This window comes from Paenarthrobacter sp. NPDC090520, from assembly GCF_044769205.1.
Taxonomy (GTDB): domain Bacteria; phylum Actinomycetota; class Actinomycetes; order Actinomycetales; family Micrococcaceae; genus Arthrobacter.
This window is the reverse complement of sequence record NZ_JBIVXM010000029.1, coordinates 25667-46260: the sequence shown is the minus strand read 5'-3', so window position 1 is coordinate 46260 and position 20594 is coordinate 25667. Positions and strand designations below refer to the sequence as shown.

General features: G+C 62.8%; 21 protein-coding genes. 12 read left to right on the top strand and 9 right to left on the bottom strand.

Annotation, left to right across the window (positions count from 1 at the left end; translation table 11 throughout):
• Positions 1-103: 103 nt before the first annotated feature.
• Positions 104-493, bottom strand: a complete 390-nt coding sequence (locus ACIQTZ_RS22565) for a DUF1622 domain-containing protein (RefSeq protein ID WP_400336599.1) — start codon at positions 491-493, stop codon at positions 104-106.
• A 14-nt stretch (positions 494-507) separates the two neighbouring features.
• Positions 508-1407: an MSMEG_6728 family protein gene (locus tag ACIQTZ_RS22560; RefSeq protein WP_402984327.1), complete on the bottom strand. Its 900-nt coding sequence runs from the start codon at positions 1405-1407 to the stop codon at positions 508-510.
• A gap of 82 nt (positions 1408-1489) precedes the next feature.
• Here ACIQTZ_RS22560 and ACIQTZ_RS22555 point away from each other — a divergent pair, with 82 nt between their 5' ends.
• The 3 genes from ACIQTZ_RS22555 (at position 1490) to ACIQTZ_RS22545 (ending at position 3863) form a co-directional block, all read left to right on the top strand.
• The gene (locus ACIQTZ_RS22555) at positions 1490-2521 is read left to right on the top strand and encodes an adenosine deaminase (RefSeq protein ID WP_402984324.1); all 1032 of its coding nucleotides are present in this window, start codon (positions 1490-1492) and stop codon (positions 2519-2521) included.
• A 147-nt stretch (positions 2522-2668) separates the two neighbouring features.
• Positions 2669-3484, top strand: coding sequence for a glycosidase (locus tag ACIQTZ_RS22550; protein ID WP_402984322.1), 816 nt, complete (start codon positions 2669-2671; stop codon positions 3482-3484).
• Between the two features lie 94 nt (positions 3485-3578).
• Entirely contained in the window at positions 3579-3863 is a 285-nt protein-coding gene (locus tag ACIQTZ_RS22545) for an acylphosphatase (RefSeq protein WP_402984319.1), read from the top strand.
• 7 nt (positions 3864-3870) lie between these two features.
• Here ACIQTZ_RS22545 and ACIQTZ_RS22540 read toward each other — a convergent pair whose 3' ends face one another.
• Positions 3871-4797 carry a PfkB family carbohydrate kinase gene (locus ACIQTZ_RS22540; RefSeq protein ID WP_402984316.1) on the bottom strand — a complete coding sequence of 309 codons (927 nt, stop codon included), beginning with the start codon at positions 4795-4797 and terminating at the stop codon, positions 3871-3873.
• Positions 4798-4823: 26 nt separating this feature from the next.
• The gene (locus ACIQTZ_RS22535) at positions 4824-5597 is read right to left on the bottom strand and encodes a GntR family transcriptional regulator (RefSeq protein ID WP_400336609.1); all 774 of its coding nucleotides are present in this window, start codon (positions 5595-5597) and stop codon (positions 4824-4826) included.
• Between the two features lie 135 nt (positions 5598-5732).
• On the opposite strand from ACIQTZ_RS22535, the gene ACIQTZ_RS22530 reads away from it, so the two are divergent.
• Positions 5733-7163, top strand: coding sequence for an MFS transporter (locus ACIQTZ_RS22530; RefSeq protein ID WP_402984313.1), 1431 nt, complete (start codon positions 5733-5735; stop codon positions 7161-7163).
• Positions 7164-7232: 69 nt separating this feature from the next.
• Positions 7233-8225, top strand: a complete 993-nt coding sequence (locus ACIQTZ_RS22525; RefSeq protein WP_402984310.1) for a nucleoside hydrolase — start codon at positions 7233-7235, stop codon at positions 8223-8225.
• 78 nt (positions 8226-8303) lie between these two features.
• Here the strand turns inward: ACIQTZ_RS22525 and ACIQTZ_RS22520 are convergent, their stop codons facing one another.
• Positions 8304-9056: an ArsR/SmtB family transcription factor gene (locus ACIQTZ_RS22520; protein WP_400336612.1), complete on the bottom strand. Its 753-nt coding sequence runs from the start codon at positions 9054-9056 to the stop codon at positions 8304-8306.
• Between the two features lie 419 nt (positions 9057-9475).
• Here ACIQTZ_RS22520 and ACIQTZ_RS22515 point away from each other — a divergent pair, with 419 nt between their 5' ends.
• From ACIQTZ_RS22515 to ACIQTZ_RS22495, 5 genes are read left to right on the top strand one after another with little or no spacing between them, the layout of a single operon-like run.
• Entirely contained in the window at positions 9476-11548 is a 2073-nt protein-coding gene (locus ACIQTZ_RS22515) for a beta-galactosidase (RefSeq protein WP_402984307.1), read from the top strand.
• Positions 11539-12513, top strand: a complete 975-nt coding sequence (locus ACIQTZ_RS22510) for an ABC transporter permease (protein ID WP_402984304.1) — start codon at positions 11539-11541, stop codon at positions 12511-12513. Before ACIQTZ_RS22515 ends, ACIQTZ_RS22510 begins: the two co-directional genes overlap by 10 nt.
• Before the next feature lie 41 nt (positions 12514-12554).
• Positions 12555-13424, top strand: coding sequence for a carbohydrate ABC transporter permease (locus tag ACIQTZ_RS22505; protein ID WP_402984330.1), 870 nt, complete (start codon positions 12555-12557; stop codon positions 13422-13424).
• Between the two features lie 6 nt (positions 13425-13430).
• A complete protein-coding gene (locus ACIQTZ_RS22500; protein WP_402984301.1) occupies positions 13431-15065 on the top strand; it encodes an extracellular solute-binding protein in 1635 nt (544 codons plus the stop codon).
• A gap of 6 nt (positions 15066-15071) precedes the next feature.
• Positions 15072-15737: a DUF624 domain-containing protein gene (locus ACIQTZ_RS22495; protein WP_402984298.1), complete on the top strand. Its 666-nt coding sequence runs from the start codon at positions 15072-15074 to the stop codon at positions 15735-15737.
• Between the two features lie 68 nt (positions 15738-15805).
• Here ACIQTZ_RS22495 and ACIQTZ_RS22490 read toward each other — a convergent pair whose 3' ends face one another.
• From ACIQTZ_RS22490 to ACIQTZ_RS22475, 4 genes are all read right to left on the bottom strand, one after another.
• Positions 15806-17143, bottom strand: coding sequence for an amidohydrolase family protein (locus ACIQTZ_RS22490; protein ID WP_402984295.1), 1338 nt, complete (start codon positions 17141-17143; stop codon positions 15806-15808).
• A 153-nt stretch (positions 17144-17296) separates the two neighbouring features.
• Complete coding sequence (locus ACIQTZ_RS22485) at positions 17297-17806, bottom strand: DinB family protein (protein WP_402984292.1); 510 nt, start codon at positions 17804-17806, stop codon at positions 17297-17299.
• Complete coding sequence (locus ACIQTZ_RS22480) at positions 17803-18234, bottom strand: VOC family protein (RefSeq protein ID WP_402984290.1); 432 nt, start codon at positions 18232-18234, stop codon at positions 17803-17805. The genes ACIQTZ_RS22485 and ACIQTZ_RS22480 overlap by 4 nt, the downstream gene beginning before the upstream one ends.
• A gap of 33 nt (positions 18235-18267) precedes the next feature.
• A complete protein-coding gene (locus tag ACIQTZ_RS22475; protein WP_402984287.1) occupies positions 18268-19023 on the bottom strand; it encodes an SDR family oxidoreductase in 756 nt (251 codons plus the stop codon).
• 393 nt (positions 19024-19416) lie between these two features.
• On the opposite strand from ACIQTZ_RS22475, the gene ACIQTZ_RS22470 reads away from it, so the two are divergent.
• Positions 19417-19731, top strand: a complete 315-nt coding sequence (locus tag ACIQTZ_RS22470; protein WP_402984285.1) for a hypothetical protein — start codon at positions 19417-19419, stop codon at positions 19729-19731.
• Positions 19732-19782: 51 nt separating this feature from the next.
• Positions 19783-20472: a hypothetical protein gene (locus tag ACIQTZ_RS22465; protein WP_402947357.1), complete on the top strand. Its 690-nt coding sequence runs from the start codon at positions 19783-19785 to the stop codon at positions 20470-20472.
• The last annotated feature ends 122 nt before the right edge of the window (positions 20473-20594 follow it).

Sequence of the window (20594 nt, the reverse complement as noted above, 5' to 3'; positions counted from 1 at the left end):
AACCTCAGAAACCAAACGATTCGAGAACTTCACCACGGCAATCGACACCCTTCAATAATCAGGTGTTGCGATCACCGCATGATTCGAAGGGCTCAAAACGGCATTAACTGCGACCCAGTTGGGTGCCGGCGTCGTTGTTCTTTTCCTTTTGCCACGGCCAGCGGCCGGTGATTTCCAGTTCCAGGGAGAAACTGAGGAACGTCCGGATCAGCACGATGATCGCGAGGACGCCCACGCTTTCAAACGTGGGCGTCACTGCGACGGTCCGGATGATGTCAGCGGCCACCAGGAGTTCGAGTCCCAAGAGGATGGACCGACCCAGCAATTGCCGGTAGGCGCGGTAGGGGGAGAACGGAGCCAGCCCGTCGGCGCGCTTGGGTTGGAACCCACGGAGGGCCAGCGGAAGGGAAACCACGGCGCCAACCACCATCACCGCCACACCGGCAAAATCCATGTAGCGGCCTACTACCTCGATGATGTGCTGGAAATCCATGGCCCTCCTGGCGGTTACGGTGCGGGAACGGGGAAGAACACCCGGGGATCCTGCAGCAGGGCCGGGTAGTCGAAAGCTGCGCGGTCAATCACGTCGGTGAGTTCGAAGTTGCGGGCAAAGCGTCCGTCAACGGTGATGGGCCGGCCCACTACCTTGCCCAGCGCGAAGATCCGGCCGCCCTCGAACGGAACCGCGATCTCTGTTTTGCCGGGAAGGACGTTGAACGCTTCCTCGGCTGCGGCGCGCTTGCGGGTGGGCTTCTTCTCGAGCTTGACCGGCCGCTTCTTGGGTGCGCCGAGGTTCCTGCGGGACTTCTCCTCCTGGTACACGAACTGGTACTCGTCAGGATCGGCTGCTGGCCGGGCCTTCCCGTGCGGTGGCAGGCTCACGGTGCGCAGGTCTTCAGGACGGAGGTCCTCGACGGCGGACCGGAGGATCCACAGGCGGTCGTCTTCCGGATCTTCGGGGTGGAATTCGTGGCGCGGTTCGGGCCAGATGTAGTCCAGCCGTTCTTCGGTGCCGGGGAACAGGTGCTTGTAATGCTTGGGGTCCTTGCCGATGAGCTTGGAACGGTGCGTCTCATGCAGGTCCTCGTCGCCCAACCACCACGGCATGACGATTTTGCCGGCATAGTCCGGGTGCGCCGCCTGTGGTGCAAATTCGGTGATGTTGTGCCGCGTGTTGTCAGGATGTCCGCGCCTGATCCATTCGTCGGCCATGGCCAGGCCGTACAGGGTCAGGGCGGGTACATGGCCCATCCACATGCGAACGGCCGGGTGGCTCTGCCATCCGTACTCGGGGATGACGAGGGCGCGGAGCACCTGGAGGGCTTCGACGCGCTGCTTGCCGAGCCTTGAGGTGTCCAGCGCGGCGGCGCTCTCACGGAAATCGGCGAAGGGGAGGAAAGTCTGCATCCCTTCAGTTTGGCGGTGCCGGGGCGCAGAACCAAGTTGAGTGCTCCGGGACACGCGCCGGACTTCGGCCTAGAGTTGTCGGGTGGAAACTTTTGGTGAGAAAACGACGACGACGGCACCCCCGGTTGCCGAACTGCACCTGCATATCGAAGGGACCCTGCAGCCCGAGCTGATCTTCTCCCTCGCTGAGCGTAACGGCATCGAGTTGCCCTACGAGGACATCGAAGAACTGCGCGAGAAGTACGAGTTCTCAGACCTCCAGTCTTTCCTGGACCTTTACTACGCCAACATGGCCGTGCTGCAGACCGAGCAGGACTTCACGGACATGACCCGCGACTACCTGAAGCGTGCCGCCGCCGGGGGAGTCCGCCACGCCGAGATCATGATGGACCCGCAAGCACACGTTTCGCGCGGGGTTTCCTTGGAAACGTGCGTGAACGGAGTGGCCAACGCACTGGCAACGTCGGAGGAGGACTTCGGCGTTTCAACTCTTCTTATCGCAGCATTCCTGCGTGACATGTCCGAGGATTCGGCCCTGGAGGTGTTCGACCAGCTCCTCGCCATGCACGCACCGATTGTTGGCATCGGCCTGGACTCCGCAGAGGTGGGCAATCCGCCGTCGAAGTTTGAGCGCTTGTACCAGCGCGCGCTGGAGGCCGGGCTGCGGCGGATCGCGCACGCGGGCGAGGAAGGCCCCGCGGAGTACATCACCGAGGCACTGGATGTGTTGCACGCTGAGCGCATTGATCACGGCATCCGCTGCATGGAGGACACCCACGTGGTCCAGCGCCTGGTTGCTGAGCAGGTGCCGTTGACGGTGTGCCCGCTTTCCAACGTCCGGCTCCGCGCAGTGGACAAGCTCGAGGACCACCCGCTCCCGGAGATGCTGGCCATCGGACTCAACGTGTGCGTGAACTCCGACGATCCCGCGTACTTCGGTGGATACGTGGATGACACCTACCAGCAACTGGTGAAAGTCCACGGCTTCTCCGTGCCTGAGCAGGCCACTCTTGCCGCGAACTCCATCCGGTCTTCCTTCGCCAGCGACGAGCGGAAAAAGGTGTTGCTCGACGAAGTGACGGAGTGGGTCAAGGAGTCCGTTCCGCAGCAGTAGCGGGGCCTGAGCCGAGACCCTTCGCTCACTTGCGGCGTCACGGATGTCACACTCGGTCACGACACACGGTGTTTACCTTTTTCAGTCGCCGGAATTAACAAATCATTGGCAAACTGCTGGGTGAGTATCCACCGTTGAAGGAGAAGCATGGGCGCGAGCACCGCCGAGAACACCAACCTTCGTCTGAAGGCCGTACTGGACATCCTCGCCGAAAGCGTATGGTCCGGAGATACGCTGAACGCCGGTGAAGTGTTGGCCGAAGCAACCGTCCGCGTTCCCTTCGACGCCCACGAGGCAGAGCTGTTGAGCGGTGGCATTCCGCGCGGCCACAAGAACCTGACCTCGGCCTCAGCCAAGCTGGTCAAGGCCGGTTGGCTGGTCAAGGGCCGCTCGGGCTGGACCATCCCGGATGACGGCTTGCGTGCAACGGTCGCGTTCCCGGATGTTTCGGCTTTCGCCGAAGCGCTCGACGCCGGCACCCCCATTCCGGACGACGTCGCCGTGCCGACGGCCCCGCCGGCCAAGCCCAAGGCCAAGAAGGCTGCCGCGCCCAAGAAGGCGGCTGCTCCCAAGAAGGCTGCTGCTCCGAAGGCCGAGGCCGCCAAGAAGACCACGCGCAAGGCGCCGGCCAAAGCAGCCGTAGCCCCCGCCGTCGAGACTTTGCCGCAGCCGGAGGCCGTTGCCATTGCGGGCGACTTCAACAAGCTCCTGGGTGCGGCCGAGGACTGGGCTCCGCAGTATGACGAGGCACAGATGGAGTTCAACCCGCTGGTCCAGCTGTGGTCCCTGACCGCTGAGTTGCCTGCCGGTTTCTACACCTACAAGATCGCGTTGAACCGCTCGTGGGAGGAGAACTATGGCGCGTTCGGCGCCCGCGATGGTGCCAACCACGAGTTGAACCACGACGGCGGCCCGGTCACCATCACGTACAACCACGCCACCCGGGACATCGTGGTCAGTTAGCTACTTCCAACACAGAATCCCGCCCTTGTCCGCTGAACCCAACCTTTGAAGGTCGGGAGCAGCGAACAGGGGCGGGATTCGTTAAGGTGGGTCCATGGCGACAGACGAGGTGAGACTCACTGCCCGGATTTCCGGCGTGGTGCAGGGCGTTGGTTTCCGCTACTGGACGGCCCGAAAAGCCGACGAACTCATGCTGAAAGGCACAGTCCGGAACCGCTCCGACGGCTCCGTGGAGATTGTGGCCGAGGGACCGGCTGCCGATGTTGACCGCATGCTGGCCTGGTTGAATTCATCCGATGCCCCGGGCCGTGTGGAGAACGTGGAATCCGACGTTTCAAAGGCGACGGGTGACTTTAAGGATTTTCGGATCGTCGGCTAAAGCCAACTCAGCGGTCCCCGCGAACGTCGGCAAGTATTGCGGCAGTGCTTAGCTCCGTCTTCACCCGCTTGAGCGAGGTGAAATCCGTGGGGCGGGTTGCCTCGATGTAGTGTTCCAGCCGCTGCAAGGCCGGCTGTGAGGAGGGATCCCGAACGGCGTCGGCACCCACAGCGTTGGCCGCAGCAAGGGCGTGCCGGTAGTCCAGCCCGGACTGCAGTGACAACACCAGGGCGGCGCAGAACGCGTCGCCGGCACCGATGGTGTTGGCAATATCTGTCACCGAAACGGCCGGCGCTTCGGCAACTTTCTCGCCATGGACCAGGATCGCGGAACCCTCGCCGCCGTAGGTCACGGCCACCAACGGCGCTTCCTGCAGCGCGGGGATCAGCGCGTACTCGGTTTCGTTGACGATCACCAGGTCGCAGCGTTCAAGGAGTTCCGGCAGCAAAGGCGCGGCAGGCGCGGCGTTCAGGGCAAAGAAGCCCTTGGCGGCCCGGGCGGCAGCCAGGACCACTTCCTGGTCAACCTCAAGCTGGCACAGCACGGGACCTTCACCGAACGTCACGCCGCTTACGGACACGTGTGCGTTGGCGCCCGGGCACACGACGATCTGGTTCTCGCCGTCGCTGTCCACTAGGACAAGTGCGGTGCCTGTGGGTTCATCCACGTGCGCAATATCGCCGACGTCGACGCCGGCGTCAGCCATCGCGTTCAGAAGCGTGCGTCCGGCTTCGTCCTGTCCCACGGCCCCGACCATGCGGGAGGTTCCCGTGAGCCGGGCCGCGGCGACGGCCTGGTTGGCGCCTTTGCCGCCGGGTTGCTGGCGGAGAACGCCGTCGCCCACTGTTTCACCGGGGGAGGGGAGCCGGTGGGTGGTGGCGGTGATGTCGAGGTTGATGCTGCCCACGACAGTGAGTGCAGGGGAAGTGCTCATGGAGGGCCCTATCATGGAACGGAACGTCAGGAGGATTGGATGACTGAGAGGTGGCCGGCCCTGGCTGCGACAAGGCATTTGGCCAAGTAGACCGGGGCGCCGTTGCGGCGGACGTATTGGGTCAGCACCAGCACCGGATCGGACGGACGGAGGTTCAGGAGCTTGGCGCGGCTGGGGCCTGCGGTGCTGAGGCTGATCTGGCATTCGCCGGGTCCCAGGGTGCTGCCGGAGAGGCTCGCGAGGATTTCCAGCAGTGTCTGCGCCGGCAGCCCGGGAGCTTCAGCGGCATCGAGCAACGCCGCCGCTTCGGGGAGGTCCTGCGCCACGTTTTCCTGAAGGTGGGCCACAGGTTCGCCATCGCGGATGAGGACACTTTCCCAGAACCAGACGTCTTCCTCGGGCTGGACGCCCAGGCCCGGGGCCACGAATTCGGAGGCCGGCTGCTTGATCGCAGCCACGCGTTTGACCTGAATGTCGGAGTCCGGCCCGCCGAGCAGTTGGTCGAAGGGGCGGATGTGTTCGATCCCGATCCGGGGCAAGGTGTCTGCCACGAACCGGCCCACACCGCGTCGTGAACGCGTCAGGCCGTCTTCTTCCAGGAGCATGAGGGCCTCCCGGATCACGGTGCGGCTCACGTCCATCATGGTGCCGAGTTCTGTTTCCGTGGGCAGGAGTGAGCCCGGCGGCAGGAGCTTGGTCCTGATGGCTTCTGCGATGCGGGAGTAGGCCGCCACTCGCAGGGGCTGCCCCTGTTGGGCAGCGATGGGCCGGGACAGGAACTGGACAGCGTTGTCGGTCAAGGGAACCTCGCTTGGAATCGGTTAGGGACACTGTACCGGAGAAATGTGAGAGGTTGCACAAGCGAGTAATACATGCTTGTATAACAACTCACATCTCGCGGCGCTCGCAGGCGCCCTCGGACAAAGGAGTTTGATGTGAACATCCCCAACACCGCGGTGGAACCGCAGGAAACGGCACCCGCCGCCGTCGAAGAGGTAAACCGCTTCCAGGGCCGTGCCGCCGCCTTCCTGATCACCACGCTTGTCCTGGCCGTCCTCGCGTTCCAGCTCAACGCCAGCATGATCACCCCTGCGTTGCCCCACATCGGCTCGTTCTTTGGTGAGTCTCCTGAAGCTGTTGCCCAGGTGCAGTCCATGTTCTTCCTGGCCGGCGCCATCTCAGGTCCCGTGATCGGACGCTGGAGCGACTTCATCGGCCGACGCACAGCGCTCTTGTTGGTCCTCGCCATCATGGGCGTGGGAACGGTGCTGTGCATCTTTGCTCCGAACCTTCCGTTGCTGGTGGCAGGCCGGTTCATGCAGGGCACGTCAAGTGCGATCTTCGCCTTGTCCTACATCGTCCTGAACGAATACCTGCCCGCACGGCTCTTTGGCACCTCCATCGGCATTATTGCCGCCATCAACGGTGGCGTGGGTGGCGTGGACGGCTACTTCGGCGGCCTGATGGCTGAGACCATGGGATTCCAGTCGATCTTCGTCGCCGTGCTGGTACTGGCCGCGATCGCCGTCGTGTGCGTTATCAAAGTGGTCCCCAAGGGGCGTTCAGCCGCCGCAAGCGGCCGCATGGACTGGTGGGGTGCGGGCTCGCTCTCGGTGTTCCTCGTGTTCATCACCTACTTCGTTTCCACCGGTTCCTCGGCCGGATGGACTTCGCCGGCAGCCCTGGGTCTCCTTGCCGGCAGCATCGCGTCCTTCACCGCGTTCTGGCTCATCGAGAAGAAGCGCGAAACTCCGTTGGTGGCCGTCCATCACCTGCGCTCCCGCCAAGTGTGGCCCGTTATCGCCACCACGGTCCTGACGCTCGCCGGGATCTTCGCCATCATCAACTTCACCGTGGTGCTCCTGAGCCAGGACAAAACCAACGGCTTCGGGCTGTCAGCATCCGTCGCGGCCCTGCTCTTCCTGACTCCCGCAGCGTTGATCGGGGTCTTCGCAGCTCCGCTCGCCGGATGGATCGCCGACCGCCGCGGCTGGATCAAAACCGTCCGCGTCGGCTCCGCAGCCAGCCTCGCCTGCGCGATCGTTGCAGCGTTGTTCGCCAACAACCAGATCGCCGTCCTGGTTGCCATCGCAGCACTCGGCATTTTCTACAACGGCTTCTTCCTTACCGCCATCAACGGACTTTCAGTCCTCCTCTCGCCCAAGGAAGCGCCGGCCGCGCTGCCGGGCATCAACGGAGCGAGCTTCGGCATCGGGGCGAGTCTCGGCGTCGTGGTTGTTGCCCCGTTCGCGGGCCTGGGAACCGCCGCCGGGTACTCCACAGCGCTCTGGATTTCCGTGGGGATCACGGTCCTCGCGTTTGTGGTGAGCCTGTTCATCGCCGCCCCCAAGGGCGAAAAGATCTAAAGCACGACGGCGGCCCCCACCACCCGGGGGCACGGCCCCCTTCATCAAGCCAATCCGAAATGAGAAACCATGAACCAGCCCGCACCCTTCTTCCTTGACTGCGATACCGGCATCGACGACGCCTTGGCCCTCGCCTACCTCTTGGCTACTCCTCGGGCGGAGCTCGTGGGCATCGGCACCGTGAGCGGCAACATCAGTGCGGCCGGCGGCGCCCGGAACACACTGGACTTGCTGAAGCTCGCCGGGCAGCCGGACATTCCTGTCGCTGTGGGCGCCCACGATCCGCAGGTGGGCACCTTCCACGGTGGCGCTCCGCACGTCCATGGCGACAACGGGATCGGGGGAGTGGACCTCTCGCCGTCTGACCGGTCACCCGTTCAGTCGACTGCCGCCGAGCTCCTGGTGGAGCTGGCTCGCCAATACGCGGGTGAGCTGCGAGTCGTGGCGATCGGGCCGCTGACCAACATCGCCGAGGCCCTCCGACTGGAACCGAAGCTGCCGGAGTTGGTTGCAGAAATCACCATCATGGGCGGCGCAGCCTTGGCCCCGGGGAACATCACGCCCGTTGCCGAAGCGAACATCGCCAACGATCCCGAGGCCGCGGCCGAAGTCCTCGCCGCCGATTGGGATGTGACCTTGGTGCCACTGGACGTCACCATGACCAACGTGCTGGAGGAGTCCCACCGGCAGGAACTCCTGGCCTCGGACCACCCCGTCTCGCAGGCCCTCGGCGAGATGCTGGGCTACTACTTTGGCTTCTACGTGGACATCTTCGGCCGGGCCTGCTCTGCCATGCACGATCCCCTCGCCGCGGCCATTGCCGTCAGGGGAGTAGAGCTTGCAACCGCACCCAAGGTCCGCGTCCAGGTGGACACCACCAGCGGTCCGAGCCGCGGCCAGACGGTGTGCGACCTTCGCGGACAGTACGTCGGTTTCCCGGATCAGCGCGGAGCACGGTGCCGTGTGGTCCTGTCCATCGGCGAGGAATTCGCACCGCACCTGCTGGGCACCCTGCAGGCGGCGTGGCTCTCCGAGCGCGAGTCCGTAACACCCGTCGCCTAACGCCCCCGCTAACCCAACTGAGTCGCAGTAGTGCGCGTTATGAGCCGTCATAACGCGCACTACTGCGACTTACTTGGGTTAGGCGTACATCAGGGAGCCGGGCGTGGTCAGCGTTTCGCCCGTTTCGAGCCAGGTCTTCAGGCCCGAGAGGATCATGGGCCAGCCGCCGTACAGCTGGTCGTTGGCGCCTTCGCGGAGCTGGTCGTGGGTCACAGTGAGGTGGCAAGAGTCGCCCACCGGTTCGATCTCCCACGTGATCCGGGACGTGCCCTCGGCTTTGACGTCCTCGCCCCACAACGCAGTCATGGTCTGGACCAGCCGGCGCGGTGGGTCAACCTCAATGTTCTCGCCCTCACCCAGCGGAGCATCTGCCTTGACGTTCCGCATCTCGAAGCGGCCACCCGGTGTCCAGTCCGACGTGAACGTGTTTCCGAACTGGTACTTGCTCCGGATCTCGCTGTTGGTGATGGCTTCCCACAGCCGTTCGGGCGTGGTCTTGATGTAAATCTCGAAGATCTTTTCCATGGGACTTTCCAATCTGGATTTGAGGTCGCTGAGGGCAGCGGCCCATGGTTCTGCGTATTTGCTCACCCAGCGGTCATGGATGAGCCTGATGGGGACCGGGTTCAGGAAGTGCAACTTTTCACGCCCCCGACGGCGGGTGACCACCAGTCCTGCATCCTCCAACAGCTTGAGGTGCTTGGCGATGCCGAAACGTGTCATCTCGAACCGGGCTCCGAGGGCTGACAGGGTTTGCCCGTCCTCGCGGAACAACTCGTCGAGCAATTCCCGGCGGGTTGGGTCTGCGAGTGCCTTGAACACGGGGTCCATGGGAACAGAATAGGTGACCATTTGGTCACGTGTCAACGGTTTCTGTGGCGCTGCCCGGCCCTGCCGCTGCCCGCACTCGAGTTCGCCGGAAAGCGGCGGAACCCCCCGATCACGAACAGCGAAAGCGACGTCTTCCCGCGTACCCGGCGAGACCTACCCCGCCTTGGTCTTTCCGATAGTTTCTGGATTGCAGCAGAAACTGGATTGTCCTTATGTGGGCCTCACGGCAAGCTCTAGATCTGCTTATCTGCACCAGCGCACGAGACCAGCACCCGATACTGGCCTCCATTGCAGCTTAAAAGTTACCCGCGAGTTCGGAAACTCATCTGTTGTTATTGCGTAAACTTTACGATAGTTTCTCTCTGTGATGCGCGTCGCACTGAAGCTTCGGGGCGACGAAGGCCGAGTGAAGGACGAAGATGACCATCCACCCTGAGGACTTACTGAGCGCTGAGGAGCGTTTGAAACGCCTGCATGAACGCCTGGGCGGCATTGCTTACGGCGGCGATTACAACCCTGAACAATGGCCCCGCGAGGTGTGGCTCGAGGATGCCAGGCTCATGCAGCAAGCAGGCGTGAACCTGGTGACGCTGGCCGTATTTTCGTGGAGCCGGTTGGAGATCACGGACGGTGTCTTCGACTTCGGATGGCTGGATGACGTCATGGATCTCATGCATGCCCACGGGATCGGCGTGGACCTCGCTACCCCGGACGCCGTACCGCCGGCGTGGCTCGTGGAGCAGCATCCGGACATCATGCCTGAGCGCGCGGATGGCAGCATTTTCGGTTTTGGCTCCCGCCAGCATTTTGATGTTTCCCATCCCGTCTACAGGGCAAAGTCCCTGGCCCTCACGGAGAAGATGGGGGAGCGGTACGCCCAGCACCCGGCGCTGCGGATGTGGCATGTGGGCAACGAATACGGACCCACGTCCTACGGCCCCTGGGCAGAGAAGGCGTTCCGGACATGGCTGCAACGGAAGTACGCCTCCCTGGACGAACTCAACCAGGCCTGGAGCACCACGGTGTGGGGACAGCACTACACCGACTGGAACCAGGTCCGTGTACCGGCGCAGCCACGCACGTGGTCCAACCCCTCCCGGCGCCTGGACTTCCACCGGTTCACCTCGGACAGCATGCTGGAACACTTCAAGGCGGAGCGGGACATCCTCCGGCGGCACACCCCGGACCTGCCGATCGTCACCAACTTCATGCGCTTCTACAAAACCAACGACTACTGGGCCTGGGCGGCGGAAGAAGACGCTGCGGCGCTGGATATCTACCCGGATCCACGGGAAGAGGACGCGCACGTTTCGGCAGCGCTGAACTTCGACCTGATGCGCTCGCTCCGCCACGGCCAGCCATGGATGGTGATGGAGCAGGCCACCGGTGCGGTCAGCCAGTGGTCCATCAACGTGTCCAAGCTTCCGGGGAAGATGCGCCTCGGTTCCTACCAGGCCATTGCCCAGGGTGCGGATTCCATCCTGTTCTTCCAATGGCGCCAGGCCAAGGGCGGAACCGAACGCTACCACTCGGCCATGGTCAACCATGCCGGTCCCAACACACGGATCTTCCGGGAAGTATGCGAGCTTGGTCAAGAGTTGAAGTCCCTCGGTGGACTCACCGGCACGCGGTCCACAGCCAAGGTGGCCATCGTGTTCGACTGGGATTGCTGGTGGGCACTTGAGCTGGGCAACTCACCGCGTTCTGACCTCAACTATGCGCAGGAAGTTCTGCGTTTCTATCGGCCGCTTTTCGAGGCCAACGTGACCGTGGACTTCGTCAACGCCAACAGCGACCCTTCCCCGTACAGTCTGGTGATCATGCCGGCGTCGTACCTCCTCACCGACGAGTCCGCGGCGAGGTTCGGGAAGTACGTGTCTGACGGCGGCCGCCTGGTGGTGTCCTACCTTTCGGGGGTCGTGGATGAGGACAACACCATCCGCCTGGGCGGCTACCCGGGTGCGCTGCGGAACGTCCTGGGAGCGTGGAGTGAGGAGATGCACCCGCTCGCGGATGAGGACGAACAGGTCAAGCTTTCAACGCGCGACGGCGGGACCTCCTCCGCGGGCTACTGGACTGAGCATCTGAACACGGAAACGGCGGACGTCGTGGCCGCTTACGCCTCGGGCCGACTCGCCGGCTCGCCGGCGGTGACACGCAACTCCTTCGGCAGCGGAACGGCGCTCTATCTCTCAGCGCGGGTGGACGAAGGCCTGCTGCGGCAACTGCTCGACGACGAACTTCACGCCGCCGGTGTGGCCCCCGAACTGGACGTGCCCGCAGGAGTCCAGGTCCGCCGTCGTGCCGGCACCAAGGCTGACGGCACTGCCCGCAGCTTCCTGCTGGTGCTCAACCACAACGACGCTCCCGTCCAGGTAGACGTCCACGACGGCGGCACGGACCTTCTCAGCGACCGCCCGGTTCAGGGCACGGTTGAGGTAGAGGCAAATGGCGTTCTGATCCTGGAGGAAAGGGTGGCGTCGTGGCACTGAGACTGGACATCCCTCCGGCGGCTGTCGTCGAGGAGAAGCCGCACAAGAAGCGCCGCCACAAGCCTGGAAGCTGGAAGCTGGCGCTCAAACGCGATTGGCGTCTGTACACACTGTTAGCGCTACCACTGGCCTACTTCCTGGTATTCCGTTACTTGCCCATGGCCGGCAACGTGATTGCTTTCCGCCAGTTCCAACCCGGCGGCAACATTTTCGGCGAGAAATGGGTGGGCTTCAAATACATCACCCTCTTCATCAACGATCCCAGTTTCTGGCAGGCCTTCCAGAACACGATTGTCCTGGGTGTCCTGACACTGGTGTTCTGCTTCCCGATGCCCATCATCTTCGCGCTGATGCTGAACGAACTGCGATCGCAGAAGTTCAAGAAGTTCGTCCAGACCGTGGCTTACCTGCCGCATTTCATGTCCGTGGTGATCATTGCCGGCATGATCCTGCAGAACTTCTCCATGACCGGAACCGTGAACCAGATCTCCGAGGCATTGTTCGGCAATACGGTGAACTTCACGCAGGATCCCAACTGGTTCCGTCCCATGTACATCAGCTCAGAGGTGTGGCAGACCATGGGCTGGGGCGCAATCCTCTACCTGGCGGCGCTGACGCGGGTGGACGAATCGCTCTATGAGGCGGCCAGGATCGATGGCGCCAATCGCTGGCAACAGACGTGGCACGTGACGCTTCCCGCCATCCGGCCAACCGTCATCACGTTGCTGATCCTGAACATCGGCACATTCATGGCGGTCGGGTTCGAGAAGATCCTGCTGATCTACAACCCCCTCAACTACGCAGCTTCGGACGTCATCTCCACCTACCTGTACCGGGTGGGCCTGGAATCCAGCAACTTCAGCTATGCGGCCGCAATCGGAATGTTCGAATCCGTCATCGGCCTCACGTTGATCCTCTCAGCGAACGCCATTTCCAAGCGCGTCGCAGGAACGAGCCTGTGGTGAACAAGACTTCCATTGCCGAGCGTGGCGTCCTGGTGCGGAACATGAAGGTGTCCAAGGGGATGCGCGTGTTCCAGGCCTGCAACCTCGTGTTCCTGCTGTTGGTGGTGTTCCTGACGGCCTACCCGTTCCTGAACATCATTGCGCAGTCGTTTTCCAGCGAAGGTTTCATCAACTCCGGGCAGGTCAACCTGTTCCCGATGGGCTTCAACACCGAGACCTACAAACTGATCCTGGCCGACTCGTCGTTCTGGACCAACTATGGAAACACGGTGCTGTACACCGTGGTGGCCACGGCCATTTCCATGGTGCTCACCACGTCCTTTGCCTACGCGATTGCCAAGAAGGACCTGAAGGGCCGCAGCGTCTTCATCGGGCTGGCCGTTTTCACCATGTTCTTCAACGGCGGGCTCATTCCCAACTACGTGCTGATCAGTTCCCTGTGCATGCGGGACACCATTTGGGCCGTGGTGCTGCCGAATGCCATCAGCGTCTTCAACCTGCTGATCATGAAGTCCTTCTTCGAAAACATGCCCAGGGAATTGGAAGAGGCGGCCTCCATTGACGGCCTGACCCAGTACGGGATCCTTTTCCGCGTGGTGCTGCCGCTGAGCAAGGCGATCGTCGCCACCATGGTGCTGTTCTACGCCGTGGCCAACTGGAACTCCTGGTTCCAGGCCTTCCTTTACCTGGACAACCCGGACCTGTTCCCGGTCACCATTTACCTCCGGAACATGATCGCCGGTGTCACTACCGCAGGATCTGCAGGCGGAACGGCAGAGAACGTCGGCCAGATCGCCGCCAACATCCAGTCGGTGACCATCGTCCTTACCGTCATCCCCATCCTTTGTGTCTATCCCTTCGTCCAGAAGTACTTCTTCTCGGGCGTGATGCTCGGTTCCGTCAAGGAATAAACCCTTATGAAAGGTATGCCAATGATTCGCAGAAGAGACTTCCTGGGCCTCGCGTCCGTGGTCACCATAGGACTGGTCATGACCGCTTGCGATGCTGATCCCAAGGACAAAGTGGATACGTCCAAGAACCGCAATGGAGCCATGGACAGCTTCAAAGTGGGAGACACCTTCAAGGCGACGGCGCCACTGACGTTCTCCTTCCTCTTTTCCGACCAGCCCACCTATCCGTACAAGAAGGACTGGCTGCTCTTCACCAAGATGGCCAGCGACAACAACATCACGCTGGAACCCACCATCGTTCCCAACAGCGACTACGAGCAGAAGCGCAGCCTCCTCATCAGCTCCGGCAGTGCTCCTGAAATCATTGCCAAGACGTACCCGGGACAGGAATCGGCGTTCGTCTCTGCCGGTGCCGTGCTGCCCGTCAGCGACTACGTCGACCTGATGCCGCACTACCAGGACAAGGTCAAGAAGTGGAAGCTCGAGCCCGAGATCGAAGCCCTCACCCAGGAAGACGGCAAGTACTACGTCCTCCCGGGCCTGCATGAGGAACTGTGGCCGGACTACTCCCTGTGTTTCCGCAAGGACGTCCTGAAGAAGGAAGGACTGTCTGAGCCCAAGACCTGGGACGAACTCCGGGAAGTGCTCCGCGCGCTCAAGAAGGCCTATCCCGACGTCGTACCTTTCTCGGACCGCTTCAAAGGCGACAGTGTCCTGAACATCGCTGGCGTCGCCTACGGCACTGTGGCCGGTTGGGGTCTTGTGGACGGTCTGCTGTTCGACCAGGACAAGAAGGAGTTCGGCTTCGCGGCCGGTTCCGACAAGTTCAAGGACCTGGCCGCCTACTTCAACTCGTTGGTTTCAGAAGGCCTCATGGACCCGGAAAGCTTCACGCAGACGGACGACGCCGCCATCCAGAAGTTCGTTTCCGGCAAGTCGTTCGTGATCAGTGCCAACTCGCAGAACGTCATCACGTACCGCACCTCCATGGAACAGTCGCTCGGCAAGGGCGCCTTCGAGATCGGCAAGATCACTGTTCCGGGCGGTCCGGCCGGCGACATCATCGGCGGCACCCGCCTGGAAAACGGCATCATGCTGAACTCGTCCGTGAAGGAGAAGGACAGCTTCGTGGCACTCATCCAATACATCGACTGGCTGTTCTACAGCGACGCCGGCCAGGAGTTCAGCAAGTGGGGCGTCGAAGGGACCACCTATACCAAGCAGGGCGGCAAGAGGAAGCTCGCAGCTGATATCAACTATCAGGGACTCAACCCCGCCGGGACCAAGGACCTTCGGGTGGACTACGGATTCTCCGGCGGCAACTTCGCCTATGGCGGTACCACGGACCTCCTGCAGTCCACGTTCAACGAGGAAGAACTGGCGTTCCAGGAGGCCATGAAGTCCAAGAAGCCCCGTCCTGTCTCGCCGCCTGTCCCCTTCAGCGACGTGGATCGTGAACAAGCCACCCTGGCGCTCACGCCGCTGAAGGACCACGTCAAGCAGAACACCCTGAAGTTCATCACCGGACAGAGGGCACTCGGCGAGTTCGATGCATATGTGAAGGAACTCGACAGCAAAGGCATGGGCAAATACGTGGACCTCGCCAACAAGGCATACAAGGCCTACGCGGACAAGAAGTAGGTTCTGGTGGCAGCCACGAAAGCGGAATTCGGCTCAGGAACGCTCTTTAAGGCGGCCGGCACTGTCTACGGCGTGATGGTGGGGAGCGGTTTGCTGGTGCTGACCAACGTCCTCGTGCTGGCCATCCCGCTGCTGGGGCCGCTGGCCCCGATTCCGCTGGTCCTGGTCGGTCCGGCAGTGGTGGCTGCGTGCTACGCCTTCAACCGGCTCATGGCTGGGGAGGACACGGGGGTCTTCCGTGACTTCGTGAAGGCCTACCGCCAGAACTTTGGACAGGCACTGATCGCGTGGTTGCCATACCTGGTCCTCCTGGCGGTCATCACGGCCAACCTCATCAGCCTTCCGGGCAGCAACCCTGAAACTGTTGCTGCCCGGGTGGGGCTGCTGGGCCTGGCTGTCCTTGTGAGCACCGCAGCCGTTCATGCTCTGTTGCTGCTGTCCCGGTTCGCTTTCAGGACCGTGGACATTTACAGGCTCTCGCTCTACAGCCTCGGTTCCCTGAAGCGGGTGTCCCTCGGCAACGCGGGAATCCTGTTCATCGCCGGATTCCTGCTGGTCACCACTACGGCCTGGCTGCTGCCGTTCATTTCCGGCGCCGTGGTGTACCTCATCTGCTTGAACTCCAGGCCGCTGCTCAAGCTTGTGGAGGAAAAGTTCACGCTGCCCGCCTAAAGCAACCCGGGGTCACTTATGGCCCATCATCGCGGTCAACATGGGCCCTAAGTGACCCCGGGTTCCGCTTAGAGGTTCGTTCGGACTACTGCGCCCTGGGCGACGACGGTGTTCACCTTTTCGAGGGCAGAACCGTCCGCCAGGGGGTCGGCATCAACAATAACGACATCGGCCATCGAGCCGCGTACCAGGCGACCCACGGCGTCGCCACGGCCGAGCAAACGTGCCGCGTTGGTCGTGGCAGCCTGCAGCGCCTCGAGGGGAGTGAGGCCGGCTTCGGAGAGCAGGCGAACCTCGGTGCCGATGGGCGTCACGTCCGTGCCGAACGAGTCCGTACCGGCGATGATCGTCACTCCGGCTTCCTTTGCTGCCCGCACGGCTGCCTGGAGGATCGGGGTGTACTCCTTGCCGCGGGCAGCCAGGATCGGGTTGCTCGACCTGGCCATGCTGGTGATTGCATCCATGGTGGGCGTGAAATAGGTTCCTCGACGCGCCATCTCGTGGATGGTCGCCTCTGACATGAACACGCCATGCTCAATGCTCCGGACACCGGCCCGGACCGCGCCGTCGATGCCTTCTGCGCTGTACGCGTGACACAGCACACCGGCACCCTTTGCGGCTTTCACGATCGCACCGATTTGATCCACGTTGTAGACCAATTCGCGGGGATCCTGCTCGGGGATGCCTGCCCGCGGGTTGGCCCGGGTCTTGATGACCTCGGCACCACGCTTGAGGTTGATGCGGGTGAGGTAGGCCAAATCCTGGGCCTCCGTGACGCCGCCCTTGAGAGTGGCCAGCGGCGCCAGGTCCGGATCGGCCAGGAGGGAGTCTCCTTGGTCCGGGGAGATGAACAGTCCGGCCGGGGTCATGCGAGGAGTGACGCCCGGCGCCCAGAAAGGTACCGCGGCCATGGCGATGTCCTGGTAAAAGGTACTCGACCCGCTGCGGACACTCGTAGCTCCACCCTGGAGAAGCAGGCGGGCATCGGCCAGGGCGTTAGCGTGCACGTGGGCATCGACGAGGCCCGGGAGGACCCAGCGGCCGGACGCGTTCAGCACACGCGCACGGTTTGCGACGGCGGCAACCGCCTTGCGCGTCTGGTCCCGGGTTCCGACGGCGGTCACCTTGCCACCGTCGAGGACCACCACGCCATCCGCTACAGCGTCGCCGGTCTTGGGATCCACCACGGTGCCGCCCTCGATGACCACTGCTTGGGTAGTGAGAGGCTGGCCGGGATAGTTCGGCCCGGACTTCGGGTTGTCTGCCAAGGCCGGGGGAGCGGAGACCATTTGAGCGGCGATGCCTGCGACGGAAATTCCGGCAAGGGCTGCGGCGCCGGCGAGGATGCCACGACGCGGCAATTCACCGGTGGGCTTGGGCGCTGAAGTGTGGTCGTGAAGGCACATCGTTGTACTCCTGGGTGGAACTACCGGGGCCGCTACGATCTAGCGATCCACTTTTGGTATTCCAGAATGCAGGATGTGGGCCGATGAGCGCAAGCTTCTATGCCAGATTATGTGCGTGAGATTTCGTTCTGGTATGCCAAATAGCGGGCGGTGTTAGGCGGGATCAGCTTGTCCATCCAGAATCTGTTCTCGCAGGATATCGGCATGCCCGCAATGCTGTGCCAACTCCCGGAGCATGTGGAGATACACCCAGCGCAATGGCAGCGGGCCGCGGCGGTTCCCCAGGAGCAGGTCATCAAGTCCGAGGTCAGCGGCCGCGCGGCGAGATGCTTCGCACGCCTGGCGGTGGGCCTGCTGGATACCAGCGATCGTGTCCGTCTCCTCAAGGATGAACGACTCGTCCGGTGTCGATGGAATGCCGATCTCAGCACGGGAGCGGCAGGTGATCGCTTCGTCGAACCAGACCTTCTCCACGAACGTCACGTGCTTCACGAGGCCCAGGAGTGTCGTCCGCGAGGGGACCAGCCGGCGTCGGGCTTGTTCTTCGGTGAGTCCGTCCAGGCTGGCGTTCAGTGCGCGGCGGTGTTCGTCGATGAAGGCCTCGAATTGCACGTGGGCGTCCGCGGTGATGACGCCATCAGCCGAGCGTAGTGGGGCGCTCATCCGAGAGCCACCGTGCCGTCGTCGTCGACCCTCCAGCCGGGGTTGTAGGCAATTTCCCACACAATGCCGTTGGGGTCCTTGACGTGGCCGTGGTAGATGCCGCCGAACGCGCCTGCCTGGGCCGGCTTGATGACACTGGCGCCCGCTGAGGCCAGTTTCTCAATGGTGCGGGTCACTTCCGCCTCGCTGCCAACGTTATGGGACAAAGTGACGCCACTGACGCCCGCGGTTTTGGTGCCGCTGGCCAAGTCCTGGTCGAACTTGTCAGCGTCGAAGAGACCGAGAACCTGTCCGGGGGCAACCTGGAAAAAGATGATTTCGCCGGGAACGTCCATGAGGGGATCCCAACCGAGCCCGTCCTTGTAGAAGGCGCGGGCCCGGTCCAGATCAAGCGTGGCAAACGTGATGAAATGCAGTCGCTGTTCCATACGGCCATGCTAGCGAGGAGGAGCGACGATAACTCAGGCCAGGTGCTGGCGCGTGCCGTTCAGTTCGGAGGCCGGCGCGTCGAACAAGGCGGCCACGTGCTCGCCGAGTTCGTTGACGTGGGTGTAGCCCGGGAATTTGCGGTGGGGTGCGGCCTCCTTCATGGCGTCGTCAAGGAGTGCCTTCACCACGAAAACGACGGCGGCCGAGGTCTGCTCCTTCGGCTCGGTCTTGTGGCCTGACTGGGCCGCGTTGAAGCCGTCCGCCACGCCCAGGACCCAGGCTTCCGATGCAGCCTTGATGGCGGAGTAGCTGGCACCGCCCGCGGTCGGCTTGGCAGCCGCTACAGCCGAAACGATGGCCAGGCGGCCGCGCGGCGAGGCCTCGAGGTCGGCATAGAAGGCGCGCGAGGTGTTCCGGAGCGTGGTCATGATGCTGGTGTGGAGGATGTCCCAGTCCTCGTCGCGCTGGCCGGCAATTCCTTCGCCGCCGCGCCAACCGCCCACCAAATGGATGAGCCCGTCCACGCTGCCGAGGTCGTTGCGGACGTCTGCGGCGAGTTTTTCCACGGCTTCCGGGTTGGAAAGGTTGCATACATAGGTCTTGGTGCCTGGGTACGTTTCGGCCAAGGCCTCCAGCCGGGTGGCGTCGAGGTCGACGGCGGCCACCCGCGCGCCCTTGGCGAGGAGTGCGGCGATGACAGCCTGCCCTGCGGCGCTGGTGGATCCTGCGACCACCACGTTGAGGGGCTGGGCGGCTTCCACGTCATTGTGGTCATTCGTAAGGGGCACGGCGAGTCCTTCCAAAACTGTGTTTGCGTTCTTAAGGAGCGTAGCGAGGCTCGGCACGGGCTAACGGATATTCCGGCTGAGCGTAAGAGATTCTCATGCTTGGATCGGATTGTGCCGAGGTGAGCGGTATTGAAGTGCCGGCGTGAAGTTCTAATCGAGACAACGATCCGGGCACGGATTCAATAGCCCCGGTTTTCCGGGGCGCCCGGCGAGCGACAATGACCTAAGGCACTTACTGTTGGCATCAACTACCGCCGAACCGCCGCCGCGGTGGCCACGGCGTCCTTCGCTGCCATGTCCCTGAGCGGCTGCATCTCTTACTGGGGAGGCGCTCCGCCGTGCATGCCTCCTGATTACACGGTCAGTCCGACTGCCGCCAGGCCTGGTGACTCCGTGACAATTACCGCGGCGGATGCCACGTGCGATCCGCGCTACGGCCACGACGCACGGGTGCTGATCGTCGTTAAGGATTCCACCGGCGTCGAAGTTCTCACCACCACAGCTCCCATGGCCGACGCAGGCGGCTTCTCCTACACGTTCCAAGTGCCCACAACCATGAAATCGGGTATAGCCAGCGTCGGCGCGTCCCCGGACGGTGTCGACTGGTGCGACGACACCGGCAGGAACAACCGGGTAGGCCGCGGGGAACCTGAACTTCAACGGGCGTCCTGCGCTGAACGGGTCAAACCGCTGAACATCAGCCGTTGAGGTGGCGCGGCCGTTGTTGAGGCAGGTCCACGGCGGTGGGAGGATGAGTCTGTGCAACCCTTCTTCGACTTCCTCGGACACTACTGGTGGCTCATCTTCCCGATCGGCGGCATGGCCGGCGGGTGGATCCGGCAATGGTCCCGTGCCAGCGAACGGCGCCACCGGCGCAAGGTTGAGTTGTACAAGCTGAAGAACCAACAGGCCGTGACCGAACAAGCCAGCCAAGCCGAAGTTGCCGCTTTGATGGCGGCCCACGATGCCGTGAACCACAAGTGGCTCGACTACGAGTTGGACGTGGGAAAGCTTATTGATTACCCGTTGATGAGCGACGTCCGCGAGCCGCTCACGGTGGCCTTCCTTCGTGCCAAGAAGGAGGCCGACGGCATGCGGCCCGCTTCGCCTGCGGAAATTACGACGGCGGCCCGCCTCGCCGAATACCGGGCGACGGTGCACAGCTATGAGATTGCCTTCGAGATTGCAGAACGCGAATCAAAGCGGATCAAGGACGGCAACTTCACCGGTCCCGAACGGGAACGCCTGGCCACAGCGCGCAAACTCCTGCGCATTGCGGAGGACGTCGCGGCCACTCCGGCCGAGCGCCAGACGGCCTACAAGCGCGCCCGGAAGGAACTGGACGGCCTGATCGTCTTGCCCGAAACCACGGTTGCCGCTCTGGAAAAGAAGGTCGCCGGGATGCTGGATACCCGCAAAGACCCCGACACAGACGCCCGGATCGCGTGAGCTGAGCCCTTGCCTGGGCGGCACTGTACCTCCACGACCCACTTCGAATCCCGCCAAGCCGAAAGGCAACCGGAAGGGGGTTCCTTCGGATCTGCGGAAGCTCAAAGTAGGTCGGGAGGGTA